23 protein-coding genes and 1 tRNA gene are annotated in these 25,399 nt (G+C 41.1%); 8 read left to right on the forward strand and 16 right to left on the reverse strand.

The genetic code is table 11. The features are described 5' to 3' along the window. Positions 1–56 precede the first annotated feature (56 nt). From asnS to C7972_RS14690, 3 genes are read left to right on the forward strand one after another with little or no spacing between them, the layout of a single operon-like run. On the forward strand, positions 57–1,490 hold the full coding sequence (asnS, locus tag C7972_RS14680; protein WP_110356937.1) for an asparagine--tRNA ligase: 1,434 nt from the start codon (positions 57–59) through the stop codon (positions 1,488–1,490). Between the two features lie 40 nt (positions 1,491–1,530). After that, positions 1,531–2,988 carry an RNA polymerase factor sigma-54 gene (rpoN, locus tag C7972_RS14685; RefSeq protein WP_110356938.1) on the forward strand — a complete coding sequence of 486 codons (1,458 nt, stop codon included), beginning with the start codon at positions 1,531–1,533 and terminating at the stop codon, positions 2,986–2,988. Beyond that, positions 2,988–3,593 (forward strand): hypothetical protein, encoded by a 606-nt coding sequence (locus C7972_RS14690; protein WP_110356939.1) that lies wholly within the window; start codon positions 2,988–2,990, stop codon positions 3,591–3,593. The genes rpoN and C7972_RS14690 overlap by 1 nt, the downstream gene beginning before the upstream one ends. On the opposite strand, the gene C7972_RS14695 is transcribed toward C7972_RS14690, so the two are convergent. The 8 genes from C7972_RS14695 to C7972_RS14730 form a co-directional block, all read right to left on the reverse strand. Continuing rightward, positions 3,588–4,280, reverse strand: coding sequence for a porin family protein (locus tag C7972_RS14695; protein WP_110356940.1), 693 nt, complete (start codon positions 4,278–4,280; stop codon positions 3,588–3,590). The two genes, C7972_RS14690 and C7972_RS14695, sit on opposite strands and share 6 nt — an antisense overlap. A gap of 87 nt (positions 4,281–4,367) precedes the next feature. Continuing rightward, positions 4,368–4,850, reverse strand: coding sequence for a biopolymer transporter ExbD (locus tag C7972_RS14700; protein WP_110356941.1), 483 nt, complete (start codon positions 4,848–4,850; stop codon positions 4,368–4,370). A gap of 24 nt (positions 4,851–4,874) precedes the next feature. Further along, positions 4,875–5,495, reverse strand: a complete 621-nt coding sequence (locus C7972_RS14705) for a biopolymer transporter ExbD (protein WP_110356942.1) — start codon at positions 5,493–5,495, stop codon at positions 4,875–4,877. Between the two features lie 14 nt (positions 5,496–5,509). Further along, positions 5,510–5,953, reverse strand: coding sequence for a hypothetical protein (locus tag C7972_RS14710; RefSeq protein ID WP_110356943.1), 444 nt, complete (start codon positions 5,951–5,953; stop codon positions 5,510–5,512). A gap of 26 nt (positions 5,954–5,979) precedes the next feature. Next, the gene (locus C7972_RS14715) at positions 5,980–6,729 is read right to left on the reverse strand and encodes a MotA/TolQ/ExbB proton channel family protein (protein WP_110356944.1); all 750 of its coding nucleotides are present in this window, start codon (positions 6,727–6,729) and stop codon (positions 5,980–5,982) included. A 79-nt stretch (positions 6,730–6,808) separates the two neighbouring features. After that, positions 6,809–6,896 (reverse strand) — tRNA-Ser (locus C7972_RS14720). A 66-nt stretch (positions 6,897–6,962) separates the two neighbouring features. Beyond that, entirely contained in the window at positions 6,963–8,009 is a 1,047-nt protein-coding gene (locus C7972_RS14725) for an asparaginase (RefSeq protein WP_110356945.1), read from the reverse strand. A gap of 90 nt (positions 8,010–8,099) precedes the next feature. Continuing rightward, positions 8,100–8,867, reverse strand: a complete 768-nt coding sequence (locus C7972_RS14730) for a TatD family hydrolase (RefSeq protein WP_110356946.1) — start codon at positions 8,865–8,867, stop codon at positions 8,100–8,102. A 39-nt stretch (positions 8,868–8,906) separates the two neighbouring features. Between C7972_RS14730 and C7972_RS14735 the strand changes: the two genes are divergently transcribed. Continuing rightward, positions 8,907–9,347, forward strand: coding sequence for a TIGR02281 family clan AA aspartic protease (locus C7972_RS14735; RefSeq protein ID WP_110356947.1), 441 nt, complete (start codon positions 8,907–8,909; stop codon positions 9,345–9,347). A gap of 103 nt (positions 9,348–9,450) precedes the next feature. Here C7972_RS14735 and odhB read toward each other — a convergent pair whose 3' ends face one another. Continuing rightward, complete coding sequence (odhB, locus tag C7972_RS14740; RefSeq protein ID WP_110356948.1) at positions 9,451–10,674, reverse strand: 2-oxoglutarate dehydrogenase complex dihydrolipoyllysine-residue succinyltransferase; 1,224 nt, start codon at positions 10,672–10,674, stop codon at positions 9,451–9,453. A gap of 118 nt (positions 10,675–10,792) precedes the next feature. Beyond that, positions 10,793–13,603, reverse strand: coding sequence for a 2-oxoglutarate dehydrogenase E1 component (locus C7972_RS14745; RefSeq protein ID WP_110356949.1), 2,811 nt, complete (start codon positions 13,601–13,603; stop codon positions 10,793–10,795). A gap of 104 nt (positions 13,604–13,707) precedes the next feature. On the opposite strand from C7972_RS14745, the gene C7972_RS14750 reads away from it, so the two are divergent. Beyond that, positions 13,708–14,238, forward strand: a complete 531-nt coding sequence (locus C7972_RS14750) for an alpha-ketoglutarate decarboxylase (RefSeq protein WP_181422902.1) — start codon at positions 13,708–13,710, stop codon at positions 14,236–14,238. A 1-nt stretch (position 14,239) separates the two neighbouring features. Here the strand turns inward: C7972_RS14750 and C7972_RS14755 are convergent, their stop codons facing one another. The 4 genes from C7972_RS14755 to C7972_RS14770 all read right to left on the reverse strand — a co-directional run bounded on the left by C7972_RS14755 (position 14,240) and on the right by C7972_RS14770 (position 17,597). Next, the gene (locus tag C7972_RS14755) at positions 14,240–14,596 is read right to left on the reverse strand and encodes a hypothetical protein (protein ID WP_110356950.1); all 357 of its coding nucleotides are present in this window, start codon (positions 14,594–14,596) and stop codon (positions 14,240–14,242) included. Between the two features lie 170 nt (positions 14,597–14,766). After that, positions 14,767–15,195 (reverse strand): hypothetical protein, encoded by a 429-nt coding sequence (locus C7972_RS14760; RefSeq protein ID WP_110356951.1) that lies wholly within the window; start codon positions 15,193–15,195, stop codon positions 14,767–14,769. Positions 15,196–15,352: 157 nt separating this feature from the next. Then, entirely contained in the window at positions 15,353–16,369 is a 1,017-nt protein-coding gene (gene galE / locus C7972_RS14765; RefSeq protein ID WP_110356952.1) for a UDP-glucose 4-epimerase GalE, read from the reverse strand. 73 nt (positions 16,370–16,442) lie between these two features. Then, entirely contained in the window at positions 16,443–17,597 is a 1,155-nt protein-coding gene (locus C7972_RS14770; protein WP_110357075.1) for a DegT/DnrJ/EryC1/StrS aminotransferase family protein, read from the reverse strand. A 115-nt stretch (positions 17,598–17,712) separates the two neighbouring features. Here C7972_RS14770 and C7972_RS14775 point away from each other — a divergent pair, with 115 nt between their 5' ends. The 3 genes from C7972_RS14775 to C7972_RS24200 all read left to right on the forward strand — a co-directional run bounded on the left by C7972_RS14775 (position 17,713) and on the right by C7972_RS24200 (position 20,856). After that, a complete protein-coding gene (locus C7972_RS14775) occupies positions 17,713–18,948 on the forward strand; it encodes a 3-deoxy-D-manno-octulosonic acid transferase (RefSeq protein WP_110357076.1) in 1,236 nt (411 codons plus the stop codon). 313 nt (positions 18,949–19,261) lie between these two features. Next, positions 19,262–20,578: a sugar porter family MFS transporter gene (locus C7972_RS14785; RefSeq protein WP_110356954.1), complete on the forward strand. Its 1,317-nt coding sequence runs from the start codon at positions 19,262–19,264 to the stop codon at positions 20,576–20,578. Positions 20,579–20,730: 152 nt separating this feature from the next. After that, complete coding sequence (locus C7972_RS24200) at positions 20,731–20,856, forward strand: hypothetical protein (RefSeq protein WP_258364872.1); 126 nt, start codon at positions 20,731–20,733, stop codon at positions 20,854–20,856. A 139-nt stretch (positions 20,857–20,995) separates the two neighbouring features. Here C7972_RS24200 and C7972_RS14790 read toward each other — a convergent pair whose 3' ends face one another. Both C7972_RS14790 and C7972_RS14795 read right to left on the reverse strand, forming a co-directional pair. Then, positions 20,996–22,447 (reverse strand): DUF1501 domain-containing protein, encoded by a 1,452-nt coding sequence (locus C7972_RS14790; RefSeq protein WP_110356955.1) that lies wholly within the window; start codon positions 22,445–22,447, stop codon positions 20,996–20,998. A gap of 6 nt (positions 22,448–22,453) precedes the next feature. Continuing rightward, a complete protein-coding gene (locus C7972_RS14795; protein ID WP_110356956.1) occupies positions 22,454–25,297 on the reverse strand; it encodes a DUF1549 domain-containing protein in 2,844 nt (947 codons plus the stop codon). Positions 25,298–25,399: the final 102 nt, after the last annotated feature.

Below are 25,399 nucleotides of genomic sequence, written 5' to 3' on the forward strand. Positions count from 1 at the left end.
CAATTTATATTTTTGCAAAAAGGCTATCTTTGCCACTTAATTTACAAGGAATTCAAATGAATACATTTAGCGTAAAAGAGCTACTATCGACCGATTATTTGCACCAAGAGGTTACTGTTAACGGTTGGGTAAAAACCTATAGGAGCAATAGATTCATTGCTTTGAACGATGGGTCTACTATAAACAATATTCAATGCGTAGTAGATTTTGAGGAATTTGATGAAAACACACTAAAGCAAATTAATACCGGAGCCGCACTTCAAATAAGTGGAACGTTGGTTGAAAGCCAAGGAAAAGGACAGTCCGTGGAGATCCAGGTAAAGGAAATCATAGTACACGGAGGAGCAGACCCTGAGGTCTACCCTATCCAACCCAAGAAACACTCTCTGGAGTTTTTACGGGAAAAAGCTCATCTCCGTGTTAGAACAAACACCTTTGCAGCTATCATGCGGGTGCGATCGGCCCTTTCGTTCGCTGTACATCAATATTTTCAAAAAAATGGATTCTTTTATGTTCATACCCCAATAATTACAGGTTCGGATGCTGAAGGTGCTGGAGAAATGTTCAGGGTATCTACCTTGGACAATAAAAAACCGCCTTTAACAGAGGATGGCAAAATTGATTATAAGGAAGATTTTTTTGGAAAAGAGACCAATTTAACGGTTTCCGGACAATTGGAAGCCGAAACTTATGCCATGGGCCTAGGCAAGGTCTACACCTTTGGCCCAACCTTTAGGGCAGAAAACTCCAACACTTCAAGACATTTGGCCGAATTTTGGATGATTGAGCCGGAAGTGGCATTTAATGACCTGGACGCCAACATGGATTTGGCCGAAGATTTTATAAAGAATGTTATAAATTATGCTTTGGAAAATTGTATGGAAGACCTGCAATTCCTAGAAAAGCGATTATTGGACGAAGAGAAGAGCAAGCCACAGGCCGAGCGCAGCGAGATGCCTTTAATAGAAAAACTTAAGTTTGTTTCGGACAATACGTTTAAACGTGTAACATATACCGAAGCCATAGATATTCTTAGAAACAGTAAACCCAACAAAAAGAAGCAATTTAAATACCTTATCGACGAATGGGGAGCCGACCTTCAAAGTGAGCACGAACGTTTCTTGGTGGAAAAACATTTTAAATGCCCAGTGATACTATTCGATTATCCAGCCAAAATAAAGGCATTTTATATGCGTTTAAATGAGGATGGAAAAACGGTCAGGGCTATGGATATCCTGTTCCCTGGTATAGGTGAAATTGTTGGTGGTTCCCAACGTGAGGAACGCCTGGACATCTTAATGGAGAAGATCAAGGCCTTGGGCATTGATGAGGAAGAACTTTGGTGGTATTTGGATCTTAGAAAATTTGGAACTGCCGTACATAGTGGCTTTGGGCTTGGTTTTGAAAGATTGGTATTGTTTGCAACAGGAATGGGTAATATCAGGGACGTAATACCCTTTCCAAGAACACCACAAAATGCTGAATTCTAATCATTATTCTTTAACTTTATAAGATCGATCACCATTATCAATGCTGAAACAACACCTACAGTTTAAATTATCGCAGAAATTATCTCCACAACAGATTCAGTTGATGAAGTTGATTCAATTGCCTACGCAGGCATTTGAACAACGACTAAAACAGGAACTGGAGGAAAATCCTGCCCTGGAAACTGGAAAGGAGGAAAATGAAAGTCAAGACGATGATTTTGAGGATTTGTACGATAATGAAACCGACAGTGAAAGCATCAGTGCCGAAGACATCAATATAGATGATTATTTAAGTGATGACGAGATTCCTGATTATCGCACACAAGCCAACAATTACAGTGCGGATGATGAGGAAAAAAATGTTCCATATGCAGCTGGAATTTCATTTAACCAGTATCTTATAAATCAGTTAAATACTATTTATTTAACGGATGAGGAATGGTCCATTGCCGAGTTTTTGGTGGGCAGTGTAGACGAGAGCGGGTATATAAGACGACCTCTTTCAGATATAATGGACGACCTGGCATTTACACAGAACATCTATACAGAGGAAAAAACCATTGAAAAAGTATTGCATATAGTCCAGGATCTTGACCCTGCAGGGGTGGCAGCCAGAACGCTGGAAGAGTGCCTTCTTCTTCAATTAAAAAGAAAAGAGCTGACCCCAAGTATAGAATTGGCCATTCAATTGTTGGAAAAATCCTTTGAGCAGTTTACCAAAAAACACTATCAAAAACTTATTCAAAAACACAATATTACTGAGGAGCAATTAAAGGATGCCATTACGGAAATTGAACGCTTAAACCCCAAACCGGGAGGTTCCTATTCTGGGAATAACAGAATTGTGGAGCACGTAGTCCCCGATTTTTCCATCCGTATTGTGGATGGGGAACTGGAACTCACACTAAACGGACGAAATGCACCGGAGCTTCATGTTTCCCGCGAGTATAACAATATGCTGGAAGGATATAAAAACTCCAAGGAGAAATCAAAGTCCCAAAAGGACACCGTAATGTTTATCAAGCAAAAACTGGATGCGGCCAAATGGTTTATTGATGCCATTAGACAGCGACAGCAAACCCTTTATATCACCATGAACGAAATCATGGAATACCAAAAAGAGTATTTCCTAACCGGGGATGAGCGCAAACTGCGGCCTATGATCCTAAAGGATATAGCCGACGGTATTGGCATGGACGTTTCCACCGTGTCCAGGGTGGCCAATAGTAAATATGTTGACACCCCATATGGTACAAAATTAATAAAGGACTACTTTTCCGAATCCATGAAAAACGATCAAGGGGAAGATGTATCTACCAAAGAGATAAAAAAGATATTGGAAACAGTGATTGGGGAGGAAACCAAGAAGAAGCCGCTTACCGATGATAAATTGGCTGCTATTCTCAAAGAAAAAGGATACCCAATTGCCAGGCGTACGGTAGCTAAATACAGGGAACAGCTGGATATTCCAGTAGCTAGGCTGAGAAAACAGATCTAATGCGACTATTCCTTAAGATCACATCTTACCTTTTACACCCGCTTTTTATACCCTTTGCAGGAACCATAGCCTATTTCCTGATTACTCCCAAATACAGTCCGTTGGAGGTTCAGAGTGGAAATATCCTGCCCATATTTATACTCACCATCATCATACCTATTATATTTTACCTGATCTTACGCAACCTAGGTATTGTAAGTTCTGTATTCATGCCCAATCTCCAAGAAAGGAAATACCCACTTTATATTAGCCTAGGACTGCTTATAATGGTCTTATTCAAAGTAATACCCAATAACTTTACCATAGAGTTGCACTATTACTTTTTAGGCCTAATCGCAGGCTTGTTTAGCGCCCTTGTACTGCTATTTCTAAATTTTAAGTGCAGTATGCACCTCTTGGGCATGGGAAGCCTGTTAATGTACCTAATAAACCTCAGTATCCACTTTGAAATAAACGTTACCCTTGCCATAAGTATAGTAACCTTGCTCAGTGGCTTGGCCGCCACCTCCAGACTTTATCTGAACGCCCATACCAAGGCAGAAGTTCTGATTGGATTTGCCATAGGTCTGTTTACCCAGTTATTTACGATTAAATTTTGGTTATAAAATGTAGAAAATAAGCCCTACTCTGAGCGGCTTTATCTCAATAACCTCTCCTGATTGCTCCATTACTCCATCATTGAACAGGGAACTGAGCGCATAATAGATATGAATATTGAAGGTATTGTAACCCACATTCAAAGTTAGCCCGTATTGAAAGTCCCTTAAATCCTTATTAACAAACACTATTCTTTCCGAGCTTGAAACGAATTTGGATCGACCATCAAAAACATAACCCATTTTAATACCGGTATATATCCTCCAAAACTTATATTCCTCTGGGGTTGAATTACGCCATCTAAACTGAAAGGGAATCTCCAAGACATGGGTCGCAATCTTATTTCTCCTGAAATCGGCATCACTATCCAACACTGAATATTCCACCGTGGAACCTTGCTGGGATGCCAACAAATTGGTGTAATAGGAATTAATGCCATAACCCAGCCCGATACCCAGGCCCATGTCCCTATCGTAACTCAGCGGAATATCCTTTATAAAACCCGCTTGCAGACCATATGACAGGTTCCTTTGGGAAACCCCGGATGGCAAATTGGTCGCAAAGTTATAGGTAAGTCCTACATAAAATTGATCTTCCAAATATTTCTTATCCACATCCTTGTTGGATTCCAGGACCTGGCCAGAAACAAAAGCCCCTGAAAGCAGTAGTATTATATATATGAAGGAACATTTCATAGTCCTTTAAAGGTAATTAATTAAACATAAAAAACGCTTCAAATATATGCATTTGAAGCGTTTTAAATTCTCTTATCCTTTTACTAACTATTGCAAATTCCTGAAAGCATCACCTTCATAGGTGGTATAATTTACCTTCAAGGCATTTACCTTTCTAAGTTCTTGTTTTATATCGGAAATAATACCCATATTGGCTTCCTTATCCACCTTAAGTGCGGTTGTCAATACATTTTGTAGTTCCTGTGGCTTTTTGGCCCTTTCCATCAAAATATAATCTCCAACTTCGGAAGCATCGGCAAATTTATCGTTCAATTGAATTTTGGATTCGGTACCATAGGTCTTCTCGTATTCACGGGTTGGTTTCCCAACATAAATATAGATTACCCTATCTTTCTTCTCCAATTTTTTAATTTCCGTTGCATTGGGCAAGACGTTTTCAACCTTCAAGGTACTGTCTTTCATCACTGTAACCGTCATAAAGAAGAACAAAAGCATAAAAACGATATCAGGCAACGATGCAGTATTCACCGCAGGTAAGGCCGCATCTTTTTTCTTATTAAATTTTGACATAGTAACTTGTTTTAACTTCTCTATTTAGTTTGACGATGTTTCGGCCTCTGAAAGTTTCTGTGGAAACAAATCCTGTATCCTTTTTACCTTTTCCTTCAGTTCCTCACGAACATCATCCGGAGTCTCAGGATTGAGATATTCCGCTTCCATATCCGTAAAATTCCTCTTGAAAAGACGTTGGGCTTCCCTATTTCTAAGCTCGTTATACGCTCCAACCAATTCGTTCTGAACGGTTATATAGGTTCCGTATTTCGTCTCCCTGTCGTTCTTAAGCGAAATAATGGCCTTGGCCGGGCTATCGGATGAAGATGCATCCCTTTTACCCTTGCAATAACTACAATAGTCCGGAGATCCCGATGGCGCACCTCCATTGTCCAAAAAGGCAATGGCTTTGGCCTTTAACTCCTTAATATCTGTTAATTCCTCGTCTGCCAATAATTGTCCATCCCGGTTTATACTGACCTGAAAAATATTCTTTTGCTTAATGATTACATCGGTATCTGGCGGCTCAATTGGTGGCAACATACGATCTAATCCTGCATCCGTTTCAATAGTGGTAGTCACTAGGAAAAAGATAAGCAATAAGAACGCTATGTCTGCCATAGAACCCGCATTAACCTCTGGTGGTGCTCCTCTTTTTGGCATAATATTTTATTTTATTATTTACTAATCATTTTCTTAACTCCAGACCACAACATGGCACCTACAGCTACAATGGTAAGGATAAAAAACACATTCAACCCCATACCTATGGTTTTCACCGTACTCTCGGTAGTAGGAACGCCTTTTTTGGCCATTTCCTCCAAATTAACATCGGTTCCACTAGCCAGGGCATAAGAAATAACAACGACCACCAAAAGACCACCTACACCAAATAAGGTTTTCTTTAAGGCCCCCTTGGATGTAAATAAATTCATCAATCCAAAAAGAACCGTGGCCGCAATCGCAATCCCCAACAATAAATAGGTAATGATGAACATGAAGTTCATAGACCCATTATTTATGGCCTCCGATACGGGAACGTCTGCACTTGGAAGTTGAAACCACAGTATGGCCCCAATCGCTCCGAGTACAACTAATATTATTTTAACTATTTTATGCATGATACTTTAAGTATTTAGTGTCCGACTTATTTTTTGTGATCTGCCAACATATCAATCAAAGTGATTGATGAATCTTCCATATCATTTACAATACTGTCAATCTTAGCAATGATATAATTGTAGAAAATTTGAAGGATAATCGCAGTAATAAGACCGAATACCGTAGTCAATAACGCCACCTGAATATCACCTGCAATAAGGGAGGCACTCAAGTTACCAACCGCTGCAATTTTCTGGAAGGCCTGAATCATACCGATTACCGTACCCATGAACCCAAGCATTGGAGCTACTGCAATAAATAATGACAGCCAAGAAACGTTTTTCTCCAATTGTCCCATTTGCACACCTCCGTAGGCTACAACCGCCTTCTCTGCAGACTCTATACTGTCCCCAGCTCTTTCCAAACCTTGATAGTAAATGGAAGCAACAGGACCTTTTGTGTTTCTACAAACCTCTTTAGCAGCCTCTATACCACCGGAAGCCAAAGCGTCCTCTACTTGTTGCTTTAGTTTAGTAGTGTTGGTTGTAGCAAGGTTTAAATAAATAATCCTTTCTATTGCCACTGCCAAACCAAGAATTAAACATAAAAGAACAATACCCATAAATCCGGCACCACCTTGTATAAATTGCTCCTTGAGCACCTGGGTGAATCCTAATTCCGCTTCTGGAGCTGCATCTTGCAAAATAGCCGCTGCTGCAACAACTTTTGCACTTACTGTATTTGTACCTGCCACAAATAACCCAGCTGTTGCCAGGATAGAGAATAATCTTTTCATTTCTTTCAAACTTAAATTTAGTTAGTTAATAGGGTTAAAGATAAAAAAAATTCGCAATATAAAAATTAAAACTTAACAGCAGAGAGGAAGGGATTCGAACCCTCGATACCCTTGTGGGGTATACACACTTTCCAGGCGTGCGCCTTCGACCACTCGGCCACCTCTCTAGTTATAGTTATTGGGCAGCCAAATAACAAAAAAAATATTAGTTAAAGAAATTTAGACTGTTATTTTTATTGCATTTCGCCCCTGAGGGATGTTTCATATATGGTTTTGAACAACTTAGGGGAAATATTATTTCCAAGTAAATACATCAACTTGGTAATTGCCGCCTCTGTTGTAATATCCTTACCATTAATAATTTGCAGTTTTTGCAGGTGCTTACTGGTTTCATAACGCCCCATAAGGACACTTCCCCCAGAACACTGTGTAACATTAATTAAAAAAATATTTCTTTCCATCGCCTTTTTCAACTCCAAAGTAAACCATTCCTCGGTAGGAGCATTGCCCGAACCATATGTTTCCAAGACCACTGCTTTTAAGTTAGGGGAATTTAGGATACTATGCAACACCGTTTGGTTAAAACCGGGAAATAATTTTAAAATGACCACATTTTGATCCATCTCCTTGTGAACTTTTAACCTTTTAGCGGTATTTGGCCTTAACAAATACTCCCTGTTTACTTTTAAATGCACCCCGGACTCTATTAAGGCAGGATAATTTAGGGAGGCAAAAGCTTCAAAATGTTCCGCATTGATCTTTGTAGTTCTGTTGGCCCTATACAATTTATATTCAAAATACAGCCCTACCTCCTGCACTACCGGCTTATTGTCTTCCCGTAAGGCAGCAATTTGTATGGAGGTGATCAAATTCTCCTTGGCATCTGTCCTTAAATCACCAATGGGCAACTGGGACCCCGTAAATATGACCGGTTTTTGCAGATTTTCCAACATATAGCTCAAGGCCGAGGAAGTATAGCTCATGGTATCACTCCCATGAAGCACCACAAATCCTTCATGTGAATCATAATGCTTTTCTATGATCGTAGCAATATTTACCCAATGTTCAATATTCATGTTGGATGAATCTATTGGAACATCAAAGGTAATACTGTCTATAGCGCAATCCAATTGACCAAGTTCGGGGATATTACTTATCAATTTATTAAAGTCAAAAGCCTTTAGCGCCCCCGAATCGTAATCCTTTACCATGCCTATGGTGCCTCCAGTATAAATGAGGAGTATTCGGGTTTTATCGACTTTGGAATATTTGTTTTTCATTCTCAATATCCGTTAGGTAAAAAAAATAGGGAGCTCCATCCACCCTATAGCAAAAACTACGGCCTCTAGACCAGCGATGCACAGATCCTCTTAAATTCCAAAAACCTGTCTGGAGTTGTCTGTGGTAATGGCAGCAACTTCTTCCTTGTCCATGGAATATATTTGGGCCATCTTTTCCAAAACCTTCACCAAATAAGCACTCTCGTTACGTTTTCCACGATAGGGAACAGGGGCCAAATAGGGGGAATCCGTTTCCAAAACAACATGTTTTAGGTCAATTTTTCCGAGATAAGTATCTATTTTACCATTTTTAAAGGTAACTACCCCACCGATACCCAATTTCATATTATATGAAATTGCCTTCTGTGCCTGCTCAAAAGTGCCGGTAAAACAATGAAAAATACCAAAAAGCCCTTCGCCCTTTTCTTCTTCCAGGATTTGGAAGACTTCGTCAAAACCATCCCTACAATGGATAACTATAGGATACGCATACTTTTTAGCCCATTGTATTTGCTGTTTAAAGGCAAGCTGCTGCTCCTTTAAAAAAGTTTTATCCCAATACAGGTCGATGCCCGTCTCCCCCACTGCGTAGAATTTCCTGGATGCCAACATTTCCTCCACATGGGCCAGCTCCTTCCGATAATCTTCCTTAACATGGGTTGGGTGTAGCCCTGCCATAAGAAAGATATTATCCGGATAGGCTTTTTCCAAATCCAGCATTGCCTCAGTATAGGATGAATCTATTGCGGGAATAAAAAAGCGCTCTACTCCCAAATCCAAAGCTCGCTCTATGGCCAGGGAGCGATCCCCATCAAAAGCTTCACTATATAAATGGGTATGTGTATCTGTTAATATCATAGAACAAAAATAGGATTATCTTTGACAAAAAAAGTACATATGCCCAGTCTTAAAGTTTTTCTACATAAAAAAAAATATATAGCTATTCCGTTGGTACTTACGGCCACCAATCATTTTGAAGTCACGGCCACCATCAATGGAGTAAAAGGCAGGTTTATATTGGACACCGGCGCCTCCAACACCTGTATTGGTCTGGACAAAATAGAATTCTTCAAATTAAATTCCAAAGATTCCAAAGTAAAGGCTGCAGGAGCAGGAGCCACGGAAATGTTCACCAAACTATCCACCAAAAATCTTATAGAAATAGGGAAATGGTTTAAACACAAACAAAAAATAGTCCTGTTCGACCTTGTCCATGTAAATCAGGCCCTGACCTCGCACCAAGCCATGCCCGTTGATGGCATTATTGGGGCGGATATATTAAAAAAAGGAAAGGCCATCATTGATTACCAAAAAACCCGACTTTACCTCAAACAATAGGACCTATTAGACTTCAAATAAAAAAAAGACCTGTCAGGTTTTAAAATCCCAACAGGTCCATATTATTCCACATAGGGTTGACCCCCACGAACATAATTTCGTACTAAAGCTCCAACGCCTTTTTAACGTTGTTGTCCATAAGTAGCTCTTCAGGACTCTCCAAGGCCTCTTTCACTGCTACTAGGAAGCCTACAGACTCCTTACCATCAATGATTCGGTGATCATAAGACAAAGCAACATACATGATAGGAGCAATAGCTATGGCCCCATCGCGGGCAATAGGTCTCTCCACGATGTTGTGCATCCCTAATATGGCACTTTGCGGAGGATTGATAATTGGAGTGGACAACATGGATCCAAACACCCCTCCATTGGTAATGGTAAAGGTACCCCCTGTCATTTCATCAACTGTAATCTCACCCTCACGTGCTCTTATGGCCAATCTTTTTACTTCCGATTCCACACCTCTGAAGGTTAAATTCTCCGCGTTGCGGATTACAGGTACCATAAGACCTTTAGGCCCAGAAACCGCTATACTGATATCACAAAAATCATAGGAAATCATTTCCTTGCCGTCTATCATTGAGTTCACGGAAGGATACATTTGCAAAGCCCTGATTACGGCCTTTGTAAAAAAGGACATAAAACCTAAGCCAACATTGTGTTTATTCTTAAAGTCTTCCTTGTATTGGTTTCTCAAAGCAAAGATGGCCGACATATCCACTTCGTTAAAAGTGGTCAACATTGCCGTCTCATTCTTGGCAGCTACCAAACGTTCGGCAACCTTACGACGCAACATGGACAATTTGGTCCTACTTTCACCTCGCGACCCTCCTGTAGGCGTGCCCATGGAAGGAATGGCCTTTACCGCATCTTCCTTAGTAATGCGTCCGTCTTTTCCTGTACCTTTTATGGTGGAGGCATCCAAGTCCTTCTCAGCGAGTATTTTCTTGGCGGCTGGTGAAGCCGACCCCGTGGCATAAGAAGTTTTTTCCGACTTTAGCTCGGTTTTCTGTTCAGCCACTTGCTTCACCTCAGGTTTCTTCTCCTCTGGTTTTTCTTCACTCTTGGCTGCCCCTGCAGGTTTGGAAGCACTGGTGTCTATTAAACACACTACCGCGCCTACCGCAACAGCATCTCCCACCTCTGCTTTAAGCGTAATAATCCCACTTTCCTCTGCCGGCAATTCCAATGTGGCCTTATCCGAATCTACTTCTGCTATTGCTTGATCTTTCTCCACGTAATCGCCATCGCTCACCAGCCATTCCGCTATCTCTACCTCCGTAATGGACTCCCCTGGAGAAGGGACTTTCATTTCTAAAATCATGTTTTATAATTTTGATTTGTGTTTTGCCTAAACTCGTTTTTTAACTTTTATCTTTCTAAAATTACCTTCTATTGGTCATTAAGCCGTTTTCACCCCCAGATGTCCAAGGAAAATAATATTATTTATCCATATTATCAGGGTTTCTACCCATATTGTTCTTGTTGATATCAAAAACATAATCTATTACCTGCTGATGACGGCGCTTGGAGCGCACTGCACTACCGGCGGCCGGGGAAGCATAAAATCTCCTTGAGGCCACCCTTAATTTATGAGCCTCGCTAAAGTGCATGGTTAAGTGCCCCCAGGCACCCATATTCCTTGGCTCTTCCTGGGCCCAAACCTTGTCTTCGGCATTTTTGTATTTCTCCATTATCGCCTTCATTTGCTTAGTAGGCATCGGAAATAATTGCTCTACCCTCACCAAGGCCACATCTTCCCTTTTGTTTTCTTCCCTATATGCCAATAGGTCGTAATAGAATTTACCGGTACAGAAAACCAAACTCTTAATTTTGGATACCTCAGCGGATGCATCATCAATTACCGTTTGGAATTCTCCGTTGGCAAATTCCTCCACCGTTGACACGGCCCGAGGATGCCTCAACAAACTTTTTGGTGTAAACACTATTAAGGGCTTTCTGAAATTTACCTTCATTTGCCTTCTTAACAAATGGAACATATTGGCAGGGGTGGTTACATCGGCTATATACATATTATCCCTAGCACATAGTTGCAAATAACGCTCCATTCGGGCGGAGGAATGTTCCGCACCCTGGCCTTCGTACCCATGCGGCAATAACATCACCAATCCATTTTGCAATTTCCATTTATCTTCTGCTGCAGATATATACTGATCTATCATAATTTGGGCACCATTGCTAAAATCCCCAAACTGGGCTTCCCAAATCGTTAAGGTATTAGGACTCGCCATAGCATACCCATAGTCAAATCCCACTACCCCATATTCGGACAGAAGTGAATTATATATTTGAAAAACCCCCTGTTTATCCGAAATGTGGTTCAAAAGCATTACTTCCTCCTCACTTTCCTCTACCTTCATTACAGCATGGCGATGTGAAAAAGTACCCCTTTCAACATCCTGACCGGACATACGCACCCCGTAACCTTCCTCCAGAAGCGTACCGTAAGCCAATAGCTCCCCCATGGCCCAATCCAAGTTGTCATTTTCAAAAAACATGGCCTTACGGTCATTCACCAACTTTTCAACTTTGCGTAAGAACTTCTTATTTTTTGGCAGTTCGGTTAACACCTTGGCTATGGCCGTAAGTTTCTTTTTATCGTATTTTGTATCCACCGCATCCATCATTTCCCATTCCCGTACATGGGTGTACCCGCTCCATTCATCGGCCATAAAGGGGGTTATTACGGTCTTATCTTCTTTTCTGGAATCTTCCAATTCCTCTTCCAAAGAGGCTTTATACTGTTCTTCCAATTCCCGCACAAAGCTATCCCCTATAATACCTTCCTTTATCAAAGCTTCTGCATAAATATCCCTTGAGTTTTTATGCTTGGCGATTGCCTTGTAAAGCTTTGGCTGGGTAAAACGTGGCTCATCACCTTCATTATGTCCATATTTCCTATATCCCAAAAGATCTAAAAATACGTCCCTTTGAAAACGCATACGGAATTCCAAGGCAAAAAGCGAAGCATGTACCACTGCCTCCGGATCATCGGAATTAACATGCAGTACCGGACTTAAGGTTACCTTGGCCACATCCGTACAATAGGTAGAGCTACGGGCATCCAAATAATTGGTAGTAAACCCAATTTGATTATTTACAACAATATGAATGGTTCCATTGGTTTTATAACCATCCAAATTTGCCATTTGCACCACTTCATATACCAATCCCTGACCTGCAATGGCAGCGTCACCATGGACTACTATAGGCAATACTTTGGAAAAATCATCCTTATAACGAGCATCCTGTTTTGCCCTGGCAATACCTTCAACAACAGCACCAACAGTCTCCAAATGGGAAGGGTTTGGTGCTATGTTCATAATTATTTTCTTACCATTTTTAGCTTTCCGCTCAGAGGTCCACCCCAAATGATATTTCACATCCCCATCAAAAATTTCCTGCTCATAATCCTTTCCATCGAACTCGCTAAAAATATCCTTTGCCTTCTTTCCAAATATGTTGGTCAGAACATTCAAGCGGCCCCTGTGCGCCATTCCCATAACAAATTGCTCAACACCCATTTCGGCCGCCTTTTCCACTACGGCATCCAATGCAGGTATCAACGATTCACTACCTTCCAAAGAAAACCTCTTTTGGCCCACATATTTGGTATGCAGAAAACCTTCAAAGGAAACCGCCTCGTTTAGTTTTTTAAGAATGTGCTTTTTCCTATCTGCATCGTATTTGGGATGATTGTCGTTGACATTCAACCAATTTTGTATCCATTCCACCCTCTCAGGGTTTCTGATATACATGTACTCCACCCCAATGGCATCACAATAGATACGTGTTAAGTGCTCTATAATTTCACGCAAGGTACTGGGGCCTATACCCAAAATTTCCCCAGCAGTAAACGTGGTATCCAAATCATTTGGAGCAAGTCCAAAATTCCCAATCTCCAAGGTGGGGAAATATTGCCTTCTTTCCCTAACCGGATTGGTTTTGGTAAACAAATGCCCCCTTGTCCTGTACCCATCTATAAGTCGAACTACCTGAAATTCCTTCTGAAGTCTTTCGGGAACCTCAACCTCGTGACCTCCAGCTACGGACAAAGGTGCCGTCTGCAATTCATCATCCATCCCGCCCATGGAATTTTCCATACCGAAATCGAATCCTTGAAAAAAGGCCCTCCAACTAGGCTCTACACTATCGGGATTTATTAAATACTTATCGTATAATTCTGCGAAATAAGAAGTATGCGCAGCGTTTAAAAAGGAATATTTATCCATGAAAAAGTCTCTCTGTCTTTTGAACAAAATTTATTCAAAAATACAACATTTAGCATATCTAAGCTTATCTTAGCCCTTAATATTGGAAAATTATTACAATAATTATGATAAATAGCCCTTCCTTAAAAAAAAGCTTGATTTTAGGTGTTTTTTTTTCGGTTTTCTGGAGTTTTGGTCATTCGCAATCAACCCTTGGGAATTCCGATTTTTGGAACCGCGTATATTTTGGAGGCAATTTTGGCCTTGGGTTTGGCAATAATTCCTTTAACACATCCATCTCTCCCAGTGCTATTTATCAGGCCACCGAACAACTGGGTATGGGAGTGGGAATAAATTTCAACTATGCCAAATTTCGAAATGCACAATTAATGGCCTATGGCGGTAGTCTTTTATCCCTCTACAATCCAATTCCTGCCTTGCAACTTTCGGGCGAACTGGAACAACTAAGGGTAAATAGGGTATTAGAGTTGGATGGTGGCAATAAGGAAGAAAACTATTGGTCGCCGGCATTGTTTCTTGGTCTAGGCTATAGCAATAGAAACCTAACCTTGGGCATGCGATACAATGTATTGCACGACACCCAAAAAAGTATTTACGCCAATGCCTTGATGCCTTTTGTGCGGGTATATTTCTAGGCTAGGAACCATACTTGTTCCTAAACCATACTTTTTGCCATTCCCTCTTTAATATCTCAAAAGTAACCTGTTCCGAAATTTCGACCACATCCGTGGTCTCAATGGCCTTGACAGCTTTTTCAGGAACATCTATAATGTAAAGTAGATTTAAATAATCGGTAAATTTCTCCATGATCAAATAATAAACTTTCTCATGTACCAACGTCTTTAGATCCTTTGGGGGTATATTGTCCGGCAATTCTATAAATACATTGGCGAACACAAAATCTTTCTGCAGTTGCGATACTAGATCCTGATAAAGACTTTGGTCTTTGGCATGTTTTAAAAGCGCCGAAATGTTGGGGAAATTTACAACCATATACTTACTTACGAAATTTTATTTGAAATGGTTTTTAAGGAAGCGCAATAAAGTCCACTTTTTTTACATTTCAGCAATCCCGCCCCTTTTTTCGATGAAATTACCTAGAACAAACCCAAATCTACCTGGGCACCTTTTAAAAAATAGGATATTTCATATTCCACTTCGGATCAAGGATTATCTATTACAATAGCCGTTTCCCCTTCAATAAGTGTAACATGACAGCAATCTGCACCCACCGTATAATGGGAGTCCACCACTAAACTATTCCCTATATACCCTTTGAAGTTGACTTCAAGTTCCTTATTTCTGTATTCCATTGAATACTTATCACTAAATAAGGGGTAGGTACCATTTTTTATCATCCCATCATACTCACCATTTGCGGTATTCAGGGTAATATCCTCTCCACCAGCCAAAACCACAACTTTAAATTTATCCAAGGCCACGGCAACGCCATCCCTGTCTTTGACACTAACTGTAATGGTCCTAAATTCTTGGGTGCAAAATACATCGGAACAATTGGAGGCATCATCCGTATCGTTATCACTGCAATTTAGCGCTAACAAAACAAATGTTATAACAATAAATGATTTCATAAGGTCCTTTTATTTTTAGGATGCACAGGATTCGGATGGGTTGCTTTTCCCTAGGTCAATTTTTCCAAATCACCCAGTAACCCAGAACAATGGAGGCTGGCATTGCGTGCATACCTCTCTTGGATATCGTTAAAAAGGAAAGGTCGGTTCCCGAAATTTATTTTCTGATTTTTTTCTCCCAAAGCCAGGCCGACTCCATGGCTTCATCCAGAGTAGATTTGGCCTTCCAACCCAAAACCGTGTTAGCTTTGGTGGTATCGGCATAGGCCGATGTAATATCTCCCGGTCTCCTGTCCACAATTTTATAATTCAATTTTTTTCCGGACACTTTTTCGAAGCTTTTAATAACCTCTAAAACCGAACTGCCTTTCCCTGTCCCCACATTGAACACTTCATAATTATCCTGGTTTTTACCGTTCATCAATCTTTCCAATGCCACTACATGGGCCTTGGCCAGATCTACCACATGAATATAATCCCTAATGCAGGTACCGTCCTCAGTGGGGTAATCGCCCCCAAAAACCGAAAGTTGTTCCCGAATGCCCATGCCTGTTTGGGTAATAAAGGGCACTAAGTTTTGCGGTACACCAATTGGCAATTCACCAATTTCCGTACTTGGATGGGCTCCCATTGGATTGAAATACCTAAGTGCAATAGCATTTAAGCTCGGCGTCACCTTACAGGTGTCACGAATAATTTCCTCTCCCATTTGCTTGGTGTTACCATAAGGTGATTCTGCCGTTTTTACAGGTGCACTTTCCGTAATGGGCATTTTATCGGCTTGTCCGTAAACGGTACAAGATGAACTAAATATAAAGCTGGACTGGCTCTTTTGCGAAAGCTCCTTTAGCAAATAAACCAATGTACCAATATTGTTCTCGTAATACAACAATGGTTTCTCCACACTTTCACCAACTGCTTTGGAGGCCGCAAAATGAATAACACCGGCTACATCCTGATGTCTTTTAAAAAAATCCTCAACTTTTGACCTTTCTTTCAAATCTAATTTTTCAAAAATTGGTCTCTTCCCCGTAATGGCCACAATACCATCCAAAACCTTTTCGGTTGAATTGGACAGATCGTCAATAATAATTACTTCATAGCCTTTATTCTGTAATTCTACCGTGGTATGGGAACCTATAAATCCCAAACCTCCCGTTACGAGTATTTTCATTTATTAATTTTTATTTTAAATTTTGGTTTTCATTTTCGTTAATTAAACTTGACCGCACCAAAGCGTTTTACCGTTATTCCCCTATAAACTGGTTAATGGTCCCGGTGATAAAGGAAATTTGCTCATCGTCCAGCTCGGTGTGCATTGGCAAAGAAATAACCTCTTTGACCAATTGATTGGTTATTGGAAAATCCTTCTCCTTATAACGCTCATCCAAGTATGCTTTTTGCCTGTGCAAAGGTATTGGGTAATACACCCCGCAAGGAATTTGCTTTTCAGCCAAATGCTTAACCAACGCATCGCGCTGGCCATTTAAGATCCTCAAGGTATATTGATGGAATACATGGCAATCACAAGTATCACATATCTCCCTACAGCCATTGGCCATTTGTGGAACAACAATATTCTTGTTCCCACTAAAGGCTTCGGTATATTTTTTTGCTGCCGCCCTCCTACTGGCATTATAATCATCCAACCTACAGAGCTTAGCTCGCAGCACTGCTGCCTGGATAGAGTCCAATCTAGAGTTTACCCCCACCACATCGTGATGATAACGTTCGTACATCCCATGGTTCACAATTCCCCTTAGGGTATGCGCCAAATCACCATCATTGGTAAATATAGCCCCCCCATCTCCATAACAACCCAAGTTCTTGGACGGAAAAAATGAGGTTGCCGCCACATGTCCCATAGTACCGGCTTTCTGCTTTTTACCATTACTAAAGGTATAATCGGCACCAATGGCCTGGGCATTATCTTCTATTACATATAGGTTATGCCTTTCCGCAATTTCCAATACAGCGTCCATATTGGCGCATTGTCCAAATAAATGCACAGGTACTATTGCCTTAGTTTTTGGAGTAATGGCCTTTTCCAAGGCTATTGGATCTATATTAAAACTGTCCTGTTCCACGTCTACCAAAACAGGAGTAAGTTGTAAAAGGGCAATTACCTCTGCCGTTGCTGCAAAAGTAAAATCGGCAGTTATTACCTCATCCCCCGGTTTCAGACCCAGGCCCATCATAGCTATTTGCAAGGCATCGGTACCATTGGCACATGGAATTACATGTTTCACGCCCAAATAGTTTTCCAACTCCTTTTGAAAGGCATGCACCTCTGGACCGTTAATAAATGCAGCTGTTTCCAGTACTTTGGAGATAGAGGCGTTTACTTCTTCCTTTATAACCTCATATTGACCATTTAGGTCAACCATTTGTATTTTCCTCATTGAATAAAACTTAGATTCCAAACTTGGTTTGGAGGAAACAATATTACAAAAATAAGGATTGGCAGCCAATGGAATTTATGTAAAGAAGCGTATTTTAGCCCCAAACGAAGATTCAGTGTTTGCTATATATTATTTTGCCGTACAATTGTCCGCTCTTTTCTTGGAATTGATAGCGCTCTTTCATCCAAAAATTAAACTTTTCGTAAGGGGGCGTAAAGGAGTGCTGCCCTACCTTATAAAGAATATTGCAAAAGAGGATCGCATAATCTGGATCCACACCGCCTCTTTGGGAGAATTTGAACAAGGCCTTCCCATTATAGAAAATTTAAAAAAGGATTACCCAACATATAAAATATTGGTCACATTCTTTTCCCCTTCGGGCTATGAGGTCAAAAAAAATACAACAGCGGCCGATATGGTCACCTACCTGCCCATGGACACCTCAAAAAATGTCAAAAAATTCCTAGACATCGTGGATCCAAAGCTGGTGATTTTTGTGAAGTACGAGATTTGGCCCAATTATCTAAGGGCCTTGAACAAACATAAAATACCCACCATACTCATATCTGCCCTTTTCAAGGATGATCAAATTTATTTCAAAAGTTTAGGTGGTTTTATGCGCAGCGCCCTACGCAATTTCACCCATATTTTTGTCCAGGACAACAAATCCATTGCATTATTGGAGGGAATTGGCATTAGAAATACAGATATCAGCGGGGATACCAGATTTGATAGGGTGGTTGAAATTCTCCAGCGAGACAACCATTTAAAATTCATGCAAGCGTTTAAGAATGATACACAAACTGTAGTGGCCGGCAGCACTTGGCCCGAGGACGAGGCAATTTTGGTCCCGTATATAAACTCTGTCACATCCCCTTTAAAATTTGTTCTTGCGCCCCACAACATAAAATTGGAACATATCAACAAATTAAGGGCGTCCATACAAAAGAAAACAGTACTTTTTTCTGAAATTGAGAGTAAAAATCCAGCCGACTACGAGGTACTTATTGTAGACACTATTGGCTTGTTGACCAAAATTTATAGTTATGCGGACATTTCCTATGTAGGTGGTGGCTTCGCCACTGGCTTGCACAACACATTGGAACCTGCAGTATACGGAGTTCCCGTAATTATTGGCCCAAACTACAAAGGATTTAAGGAAGCCGAAGATTTGGTAAATAAAGGAGGAATATTGGTAGTAAAATCCAAAATGGAGTTCGAAACTATAATAAACAAACTGTCAGGAGATTTAAAATATCTCTCAAAAACCGGTACTATCAACAGCACCTATGTCTCTGAAAATAAAGGAGCAAGCATCCAAATCATGACCTATATACGTACATTAATATGAACACCTATGTACGACTATGCAATATTTCCGAACTTTAACCTTGGTCACAGTAACCTATTTTTCACTTTCCTGTCTTTCGTGTAGGGAACCGGTAAGAGAACAACAAGGCACAACCCCAACTGAAAAGGGAGCTTCATCTCCAAAAAAGGAAGTTATCAAGAAACCGGATCCCATAAAATTGAAACCCAAAACCAAAAATGGTCAAAAGTCCAAAACACGGGATACACTAAGGCCCAAAATTGCCCTATCTTAAATAGTCTATACATTTGGTTTACTTTTTTTGTTAGCTTTACAAAAACCAACGAACCAAATTATGGATTCCAAAATTCTTCGTATTTCCCTTATTGCCGCATTGGCCGGATTTTTATTTGGCTTCGATACAGTAGTAATTTCAGGCGCCGAAAAAAAGTTACAACTTTTATGGAACTCCTCGGAAGCTTTTCACGGAACAGTGGTTATAGGCATGGCTTTGTTCGGAACTGTTATAGGAGCAATTCTGGGTGGAATCCCCACCAATAAGATAGGTAGAAAAAACACCCTTATATGGATTGGTATCCTATATTCCATCTCCGCAATAGGATCTGCCTTTGCCAACGACCCCGTCACCTTCGGGATATTTAGGTTTATTGGTGGCTTGGGGGTCGGTGCATCCACAGTGGCGGCCCCGGCCTATATCTCAGAAATTGCGCCGGCAAAAAATCGGGGAAGATTGGTCGGCCTATATCAATTTATGCTTGTATTTGGAATTCTCGTGGCCTTCATGTCCAATTATGCCCTTAGCAATGTGGGCGAAAACGATTGGCGCTGGATGGTAGGTGTGGAAGCTTTTCCTGCCATAATCTACACCTTATTTGTTCTAACCGTCCCTAAAAGCCCAAGATGGCTTTTGACCAAAAACAGGACTGAAGAGGCTAAAAAAATACTGTATTCCATAAACCCAGACCTCTCATTGGAAGAACTGGAGGCGGAAATTACCTCCGGGGAAGAAAGTGCTGCTGCCTCCGAGAATATTTTTATGAAGAAATATCGATTTCCCCTGACATTGGCTTTTCTTATTGCCTTTTTTAATCAATTCTCCGGAATCAACGCATTTTTATACTACGCTCCCAGGATATTCGAAGCTGCAGGGTTGGGAGAAAGCACAGCCCTACTGAGCAGTATAGGAATCGGTATCACCAACCTTATCTTTACCCTTTTGGGTATATTCCTAATAGACCGCCTTGGCCGAAAGCAATTAATGTATTTTGGCTCTATTGGATATATAATTTCACTGTCTCTGGTAGCTGCCGCATTTATTTTAAACTGGGAAGGCATGGCTGTCCCTATTTTTCTTTTCTTATTTATTGCCTCCCACGCCATTGGTCAGGGTGCCGTAATTTGGGTCTTTATTTCCGAAATATTCCCCAATCACCTAAGAGGCTCCGGTCAGGCCTTTGGCAGTTCTGTACATTGGGTACTGGCATGGCTTATACCTTCCTCGATTCCCGCACTTTTTGCATGGGTGGGACCAGGACCAGTATTTGGGTTCTTCGCCTTTATGATGGTGCTTCAATTGCTCTTTGTTATTTTTATAATGCCCGAGACCAAAGGAATTACCTTGGAAGAACTAAGCAAAAAACTTAGTAAGTAAGAAAATACCACTTGCTGATTATCAGTATTTTATCGAAAATTTTTACAGTACAACGGATTAGTATACCAAATCATGGTCATTTAACGGATTTGCCCCTAAAACACATGATAATTTGAGGATAATTCATTAAATTGTTTTAAAATCTAAATATCATGGAAGATGTTACTTTTGGCACAAGGGTGCTCAATGGATTCCTAAGCCTTATGGTCGTAGTATTGGTTGCCATCCTATTGGCTGTGGTAGTCTGTTTGATTTTAGCAGCCTTTGGTTTCTTTTAAGAGGAACCTGCCCTAGCCTTTCAGACCCAAACAATTCTGGGTCGTATTCTTTTTCCCAATAATGACGGGTACTTGTTTTATTACTCTGGAGTTAGGTTCAATTTGGCAAATATATGCACAATGAACCCACACAAGCAATCTAGGTTACTATTTTTTCGCCAAACAGGTCCAATATTGGTTTGCCCTGCCCATCAGGAGTGGTGTAAAATGGCCTGCCTTCAATAGTGTAATTTGTTTCAGGATCCATTCCCAAGGCATGATATATAGATTGGTGTATTTCATCTATAACCACTGGGTTTTCAATGGAAGAACAGGGTCGCTCATCGGCTGTTTTGCCATACACCAAACCTTTCTTGACTCCACCGCCCCACATGAGAATGGAACTACCGTCCGTAAAATGTCTATGCATACCATAGAATTTTTCATCCTCAATAATATCTGGTTGATCAACTTGGTCCTGCACGGGTACCCCAGGGCGACCTTCCATAATGGCGTCCCTACTAAATTCACTGGCCAAAATAATCAGCGTTCTATCCAAATGCCCGGACTCGTCCAGATCTTTAATGAGTTGGGCAACAGGCCTATCAATAAGCTCTTTCATTTTCGCGGCCCGGGTATGGCCATTTTCATGGGTATCCCAGCCAAGAAAAGGCTCATATTCCGTTGATACACTAATGAACCTACCTCCGTTCATGGCCAGCCTTTTTGCCAATAGACACCCTAGTCCAAATCTACCAGTGTTATAGGTGTCATATACCTCCTTGGGTTCCTGTGATAGGTCAAATACCTTTGCTTCAGGAGAATTTAACAACCGATAGGATTGTTCCATGGAGCGCATCAGGGATTCCCTTTGATAATCGCTTCCGCCTTCCATAATCTTGCTCTTATTGGCCAACTCCTTATAAAGTTTGTAACGGGCTTCAAATCTCTTAAGGGACATTCCTTGGGGCGGCCTTACACTATCCAAACCTGTGGAAGGGTCCGGTATTAGAAAAGGACCATATTCACTCCCTAAGAATCCGGCAGAATGAAATGCCTTTAGTTCCTCTGCCTCCCCAACGGTAAATCGCTGCCCCATGGCAATAAATGGGGGGATAACAGGGTTTACAGGGCCTAACTCCTTGGCTATCCACGCACCTATGTGTGGAGCCTGGACCGATTGTGGCGGCTCATAGCAGGTATGCCAGTGATACTGATGTCGCGTATGCAGAATATGGCCAAGGTCTGCGGACTTATAGGAACGGATTATGGCTCCTTTATCCATTACACTCCCAATAGATTCCAATCCTTGTGAAAATTGTAGACCATCAACAATTGTAGGCACCTTGGGAAAGGTGCTTAAAACCCTTTTGCTCTCCACACCCTTGGAATAAGGTACAAATGCTTTGGGGTCGAATGTTTCGGTATGGGCCATTCCACCTGCCATCCAAAGCAATATAACCGTATCCGCTTTGGAGGTTATTGCAGGCGCCGAATTGCAGGAACTTAAAAAACTAGCAATGGGGATACTTGTGGTGGCAGCCGACAGACTGGCCGCGGCCATCTTTTTTACAAAATCCCTACGTGCATTGATATGTAAATCCTTATTCATTATTGCTTAGTATATAAATTGAAATTCGGGTGAAATAAACATGGACCAAAAAAGATCTTGCAAGGCTTCATCCTTTGCATCGGTTTGCAAGGCATTCAACATTATTCCCCTTTCCTTATCGGTAGGATTTCTACCCAATGTCTTTTGATATAAATTTAGTACTATTTCCTCGTTCTTATCTCCATATTTCTGGAGCCATTCCTTTGCCCCTTCCTTTAGCACCCCATTAAAATACTCCCCATTGGTCAATTCCAGTGCCTGCAACAAAGTAGCTTGTTCGTCCCTTGTTGTAGCTACATTTTCCCTAGTGGGCCTTCCCATAACCTTCATAAAGGGATGTTGTTTTACAAGGCTGGCCCTTGCGAATTCCCGTCCTGTATTTTCAAAAGTGAAATTCACCAACTTGTCCCAATTACCGGAACCATAATTACGGACACCTTGCCAACCATCATCATCAAATGCTAAGCTTACCCATCCCTTTTCAGGTAGTTTATCCGTGCTTTTCCATTTATCGTTGGAGGTGACCAACATTTCCGTCCCATCCCCATACTGGATTTTCATGGCAAATAAGATTCCAGCGGGATTGGCAATGGCTCCTTCGTTATCTCCCTCTATAGCCAATATATTGTCTCCAGGAACAAGCATATCGGCCACGTCTAAACGATCTACCTTTCTCCAATCGGCACCTTCCGATATTTTTTTGCCATTGAGGTACAGGACATAGGAATGATCTACAGAAACCAAAGCTTTGGCCGCCATTATTTCTTTATCATTTAAATTGAAACTATGCCTAAAATACCGCCTTCCTGGTTCGGGCAATACATCTCGATCAAACTTAATTTCCCTGTGCCAGATCCTATTAAATGGCAGGCCTTCATTATTGGGGTCGTAAGCCGCCGCATAATACATAGGGGCCACTACCTGGCTAACGGCATCGGAGAATTGCTCTGCACTTAAACGCCTAAGTATGGGACCTTTGAACACATACCCCTTTTTCAAATCTTCCTGATTTTCCAATCGCATTGTTTCCAGTTGGTAAGATTTGGACGTCATGATCATTTTCATGAGGTGTTTTATATCAAACCCGGAATTTACAAAATCGGCAGCCAACCAATCCAACAGATCGGCATTCCATGGTTCATTGTCCATTTCGTCCACAGGTTCCACTATCCCCCTTCCCATAAATCGTTTCCAAAACCTGTTGGTAATGGTACGGTAAAGTCTACCATTCTCAGGTTTTACCATTATCTCTGAAAGCAAAAACAATCTTTCCTTAACACCCTCTGCCTCTACCGACCCCAGTTCCGGATATAGAAAATTCACTTCGGCCAGTTTCCCAATGGGCATATCACATCTATTCAGTTCCAAAATGGAATCGGCAAAAATCGAAGCAAAGCCGTAGGATTGTTCCAAAGTAAGATTGCTAACAAAACTATTATGACAGGAGGCACATTTTACATTCACCCCCATCAGCGACTGACCAATATTTTGGGCGGCCTGCATTTCGGTACGTTGACTGGCATTGACCAAACCCCGCCATTTAATCCCTTTAATATATCCTTCCGATGCTTCATTTGGATTTATAAGTTCCTTGACCATGACATCATAAGGCTTATTTTCCATAAGCGACTTGTACAACCAATCCGTAATCTGCTTACGTCCTCCCGTTATAAATCCCGGACCACTGTAATCGTTCCTAAGTAAATCGTTCCAAAAGCTTAACCAGTGTTGGGTATAATTATGTTTATCCGCCAACAATTCATCGATGAGCTTCGCCCTTTTCCCTTTATCCCCATCATTCACAAATTGATCTATTTTTATGGGCTCTGGAAGCAAACCGAGGATATCCAGATAAGTTCGTCTAATAAAAGTCCTATCGTCCACGATCCTTGGCCATTTTAATTTTTCCTCCTTAAAGTAGATATCCATTATTTTGTCCAAAGGGTGGCTCTCCATGCTGCCTTCGGGTAATTCGGGCTGTGAAAGGGCCAACTCGGCCTCTGGAAAAATCTTTAGTGCCCCATCCGACCATTTAGCGCCATTTTTGATCCACAACTCTATCAACTTAATTTCACTATCCTTCAATACCTTCCCTTTCTTTGGCATTACATCACCATGATCGGGAGGAAGGTTTACCCTTAAAAACATCTCACTCTCTTCCGGCCTGCCCGCCACAATAATAGGGCCCGACTTCCCGCCTTGGTAGACTCCTCGTTTATTATCCAATACCAAATCTCCCTTTTGTTTATTTTCGCTATGGCATTGATAACAATTATGTGCCAATATGGCCCGGACTCCCAGATTTAAACTTTCCTGTTGGACTTCAGACAAAGAATCCAGCCCTTTTAATTCTGTTAATAGTTCCTTTGTCCTTTCATTATCATATGAATCTTGATTATGGGGCAAGACACTGCTTAAATAATCCTCCCCATGGGTTAGATTCGCTCCCAAATGACCCGCCACGACCAAAACCAATACTGTTGCTGATAACCCAAAACGGTAATATATGTAATTGGTAAGTTTTCCATTTAAGGTACTGCGTAACAAAAACCAGGTAACAACGGCCAAAACAGCAGTGATAATACCCGCATTCTGATGAAATTGAACCAACTCGCCTTCATATTCGTCATAGGTACGAAGTAACCAGCCCAAGACCGCGGCCAGTGAGGCAAACACAGTTCCCAAAAATACCATCCAATTAATTCCCTCCCTGAGGCCTTGTCGCTTACCCCCCAGGGTTAAAAACTCCAGAAACAAAGCAACCACTAACAGGCCTATGGGAAAATGCACCACCAAAGGGTGAAAGCGTCCCAACAACTGAAATATCCATTCCCACGATTCAATGTCCATAGTAGCAATTTAATATTTTTATGTAAACAATATAATACCAATTGTGAGGTTTATAATGTTCCACACAATTTTATTCCTATTATATTTATTTTCCTCTAAGTT

The organism is Arenibacter sp. ARW7G5Y1 (genome assembly GCF_003201775.1).
Lineage (GTDB): Bacteria > Bacteroidota > Bacteroidia > Flavobacteriales > Flavobacteriaceae > Arenibacter.

Excerpts from the sequence above, each read along its gene's own strand:
- C7972_RS14715 (WP_110356944.1), bottom strand. The coding sequence starts at position 6,729 with ATGAAAAGATTATTCTCTATCCTGGCAACAGCTGGGTTATTTGTGGCA.
- C7972_RS14745 (WP_110356949.1), bottom strand. The coding sequence starts at position 13,603 with ATGGATAAATATTCCTTTTTAAACGCTGCGCATACTTCTTATTTCGCA.
- C7972_RS14785 (WP_110356954.1), top strand. The coding sequence starts at position 19,262 with ATGGATTCCAAAATTCTTCGTATTTCCCTTATTGCCGCATTGGCCGGA.
- C7972_RS14790 (WP_110356955.1), bottom strand. The coding sequence starts at position 22,447 with ATGAATAAGGATTTACATATCAATGCACGTAGGGATTTTGTAAAAAAG.
- C7972_RS14750 (WP_181422902.1), top strand. The coding sequence starts at position 13,708 with ATGATAAATAGCCCTTCCTTAAAAAAAAGCTTGATTTTAGGTGTTTTT.
- C7972_RS14695 (WP_110356940.1), bottom strand. The coding sequence starts at position 4,280 with ATGAAATGTTCCTTCATATATATAATACTACTGCTTTCAGGGGCTTTT.
- C7972_RS14795 (WP_110356956.1), bottom strand. The coding sequence starts at position 25,297 with ATGGACATTGAATCGTGGGAATGGATATTTCAGTTGTTGGGACGCTTT.
- C7972_RS14760 (WP_110356951.1), bottom strand. The coding sequence starts at position 15,195 with ATGAAATCATTTATTGTTATAACATTTGTTTTGTTAGCGCTAAATTGC.
- C7972_RS14705 (WP_110356942.1), bottom strand. The coding sequence starts at position 5,495 with ATGCCAAAAAGAGGAGCACCACCAGAGGTTAATGCGGGTTCTATGGCA.
- C7972_RS14735 (WP_110356947.1), top strand. The coding sequence starts at position 8,907 with ATGCCCAGTCTTAAAGTTTTTCTACATAAAAAAAAATATATAGCTATT.
- C7972_RS14725 (WP_110356945.1), bottom strand. The coding sequence starts at position 8,009 with ATGAAAAACAAATATTCCAAAGTCGATAAAACCCGAATACTCCTCATT.
- rpoN (WP_110356938.1), top strand. The coding sequence starts at position 1,531 with ATGCTGAAACAACACCTACAGTTTAAATTATCGCAGAAATTATCTCCA.
- C7972_RS14710 (WP_110356943.1), bottom strand. The coding sequence starts at position 5,953 with ATGCATAAAATAGTTAAAATAATATTAGTTGTACTCGGAGCGATTGGG.
- odhB (WP_110356948.1), bottom strand. The coding sequence starts at position 10,674 with ATGATTTTAGAAATGAAAGTCCCTTCTCCAGGGGAGTCCATTACGGAG.
- galE (WP_110356952.1), bottom strand. The coding sequence starts at position 16,369 with ATGAAAATACTCGTAACGGGAGGTTTGGGATTTATAGGTTCCCATACC.
- C7972_RS14730 (WP_110356946.1), bottom strand. The coding sequence starts at position 8,867 with ATGATATTAACAGATACACATACCCATTTATATAGTGAAGCTTTTGAT.
- asnS (WP_110356937.1), top strand. The coding sequence starts at position 57 with ATGAATACATTTAGCGTAAAAGAGCTACTATCGACCGATTATTTGCAC.
- C7972_RS14770 (WP_110357075.1), bottom strand. The coding sequence starts at position 17,597 with ATGAGGAAAATACAAATGGTTGACCTAAATGGTCAATATGAGGTTATA.
- C7972_RS24200 (WP_258364872.1), top strand. The coding sequence starts at position 20,731 with ATGGAAGATGTTACTTTTGGCACAAGGGTGCTCAATGGATTCCTAAGC.
- C7972_RS14690 (WP_110356939.1), top strand. The coding sequence starts at position 2,988 with ATGCGACTATTCCTTAAGATCACATCTTACCTTTTACACCCGCTTTTT.
- C7972_RS14755 (WP_110356950.1), bottom strand. The coding sequence starts at position 14,596 with ATGGTTGTAAATTTCCCCAACATTTCGGCGCTTTTAAAACATGCCAAA.
- C7972_RS14700 (WP_110356941.1), bottom strand. The coding sequence starts at position 4,850 with ATGTCAAAATTTAATAAGAAAAAAGATGCGGCCTTACCTGCGGTGAAT.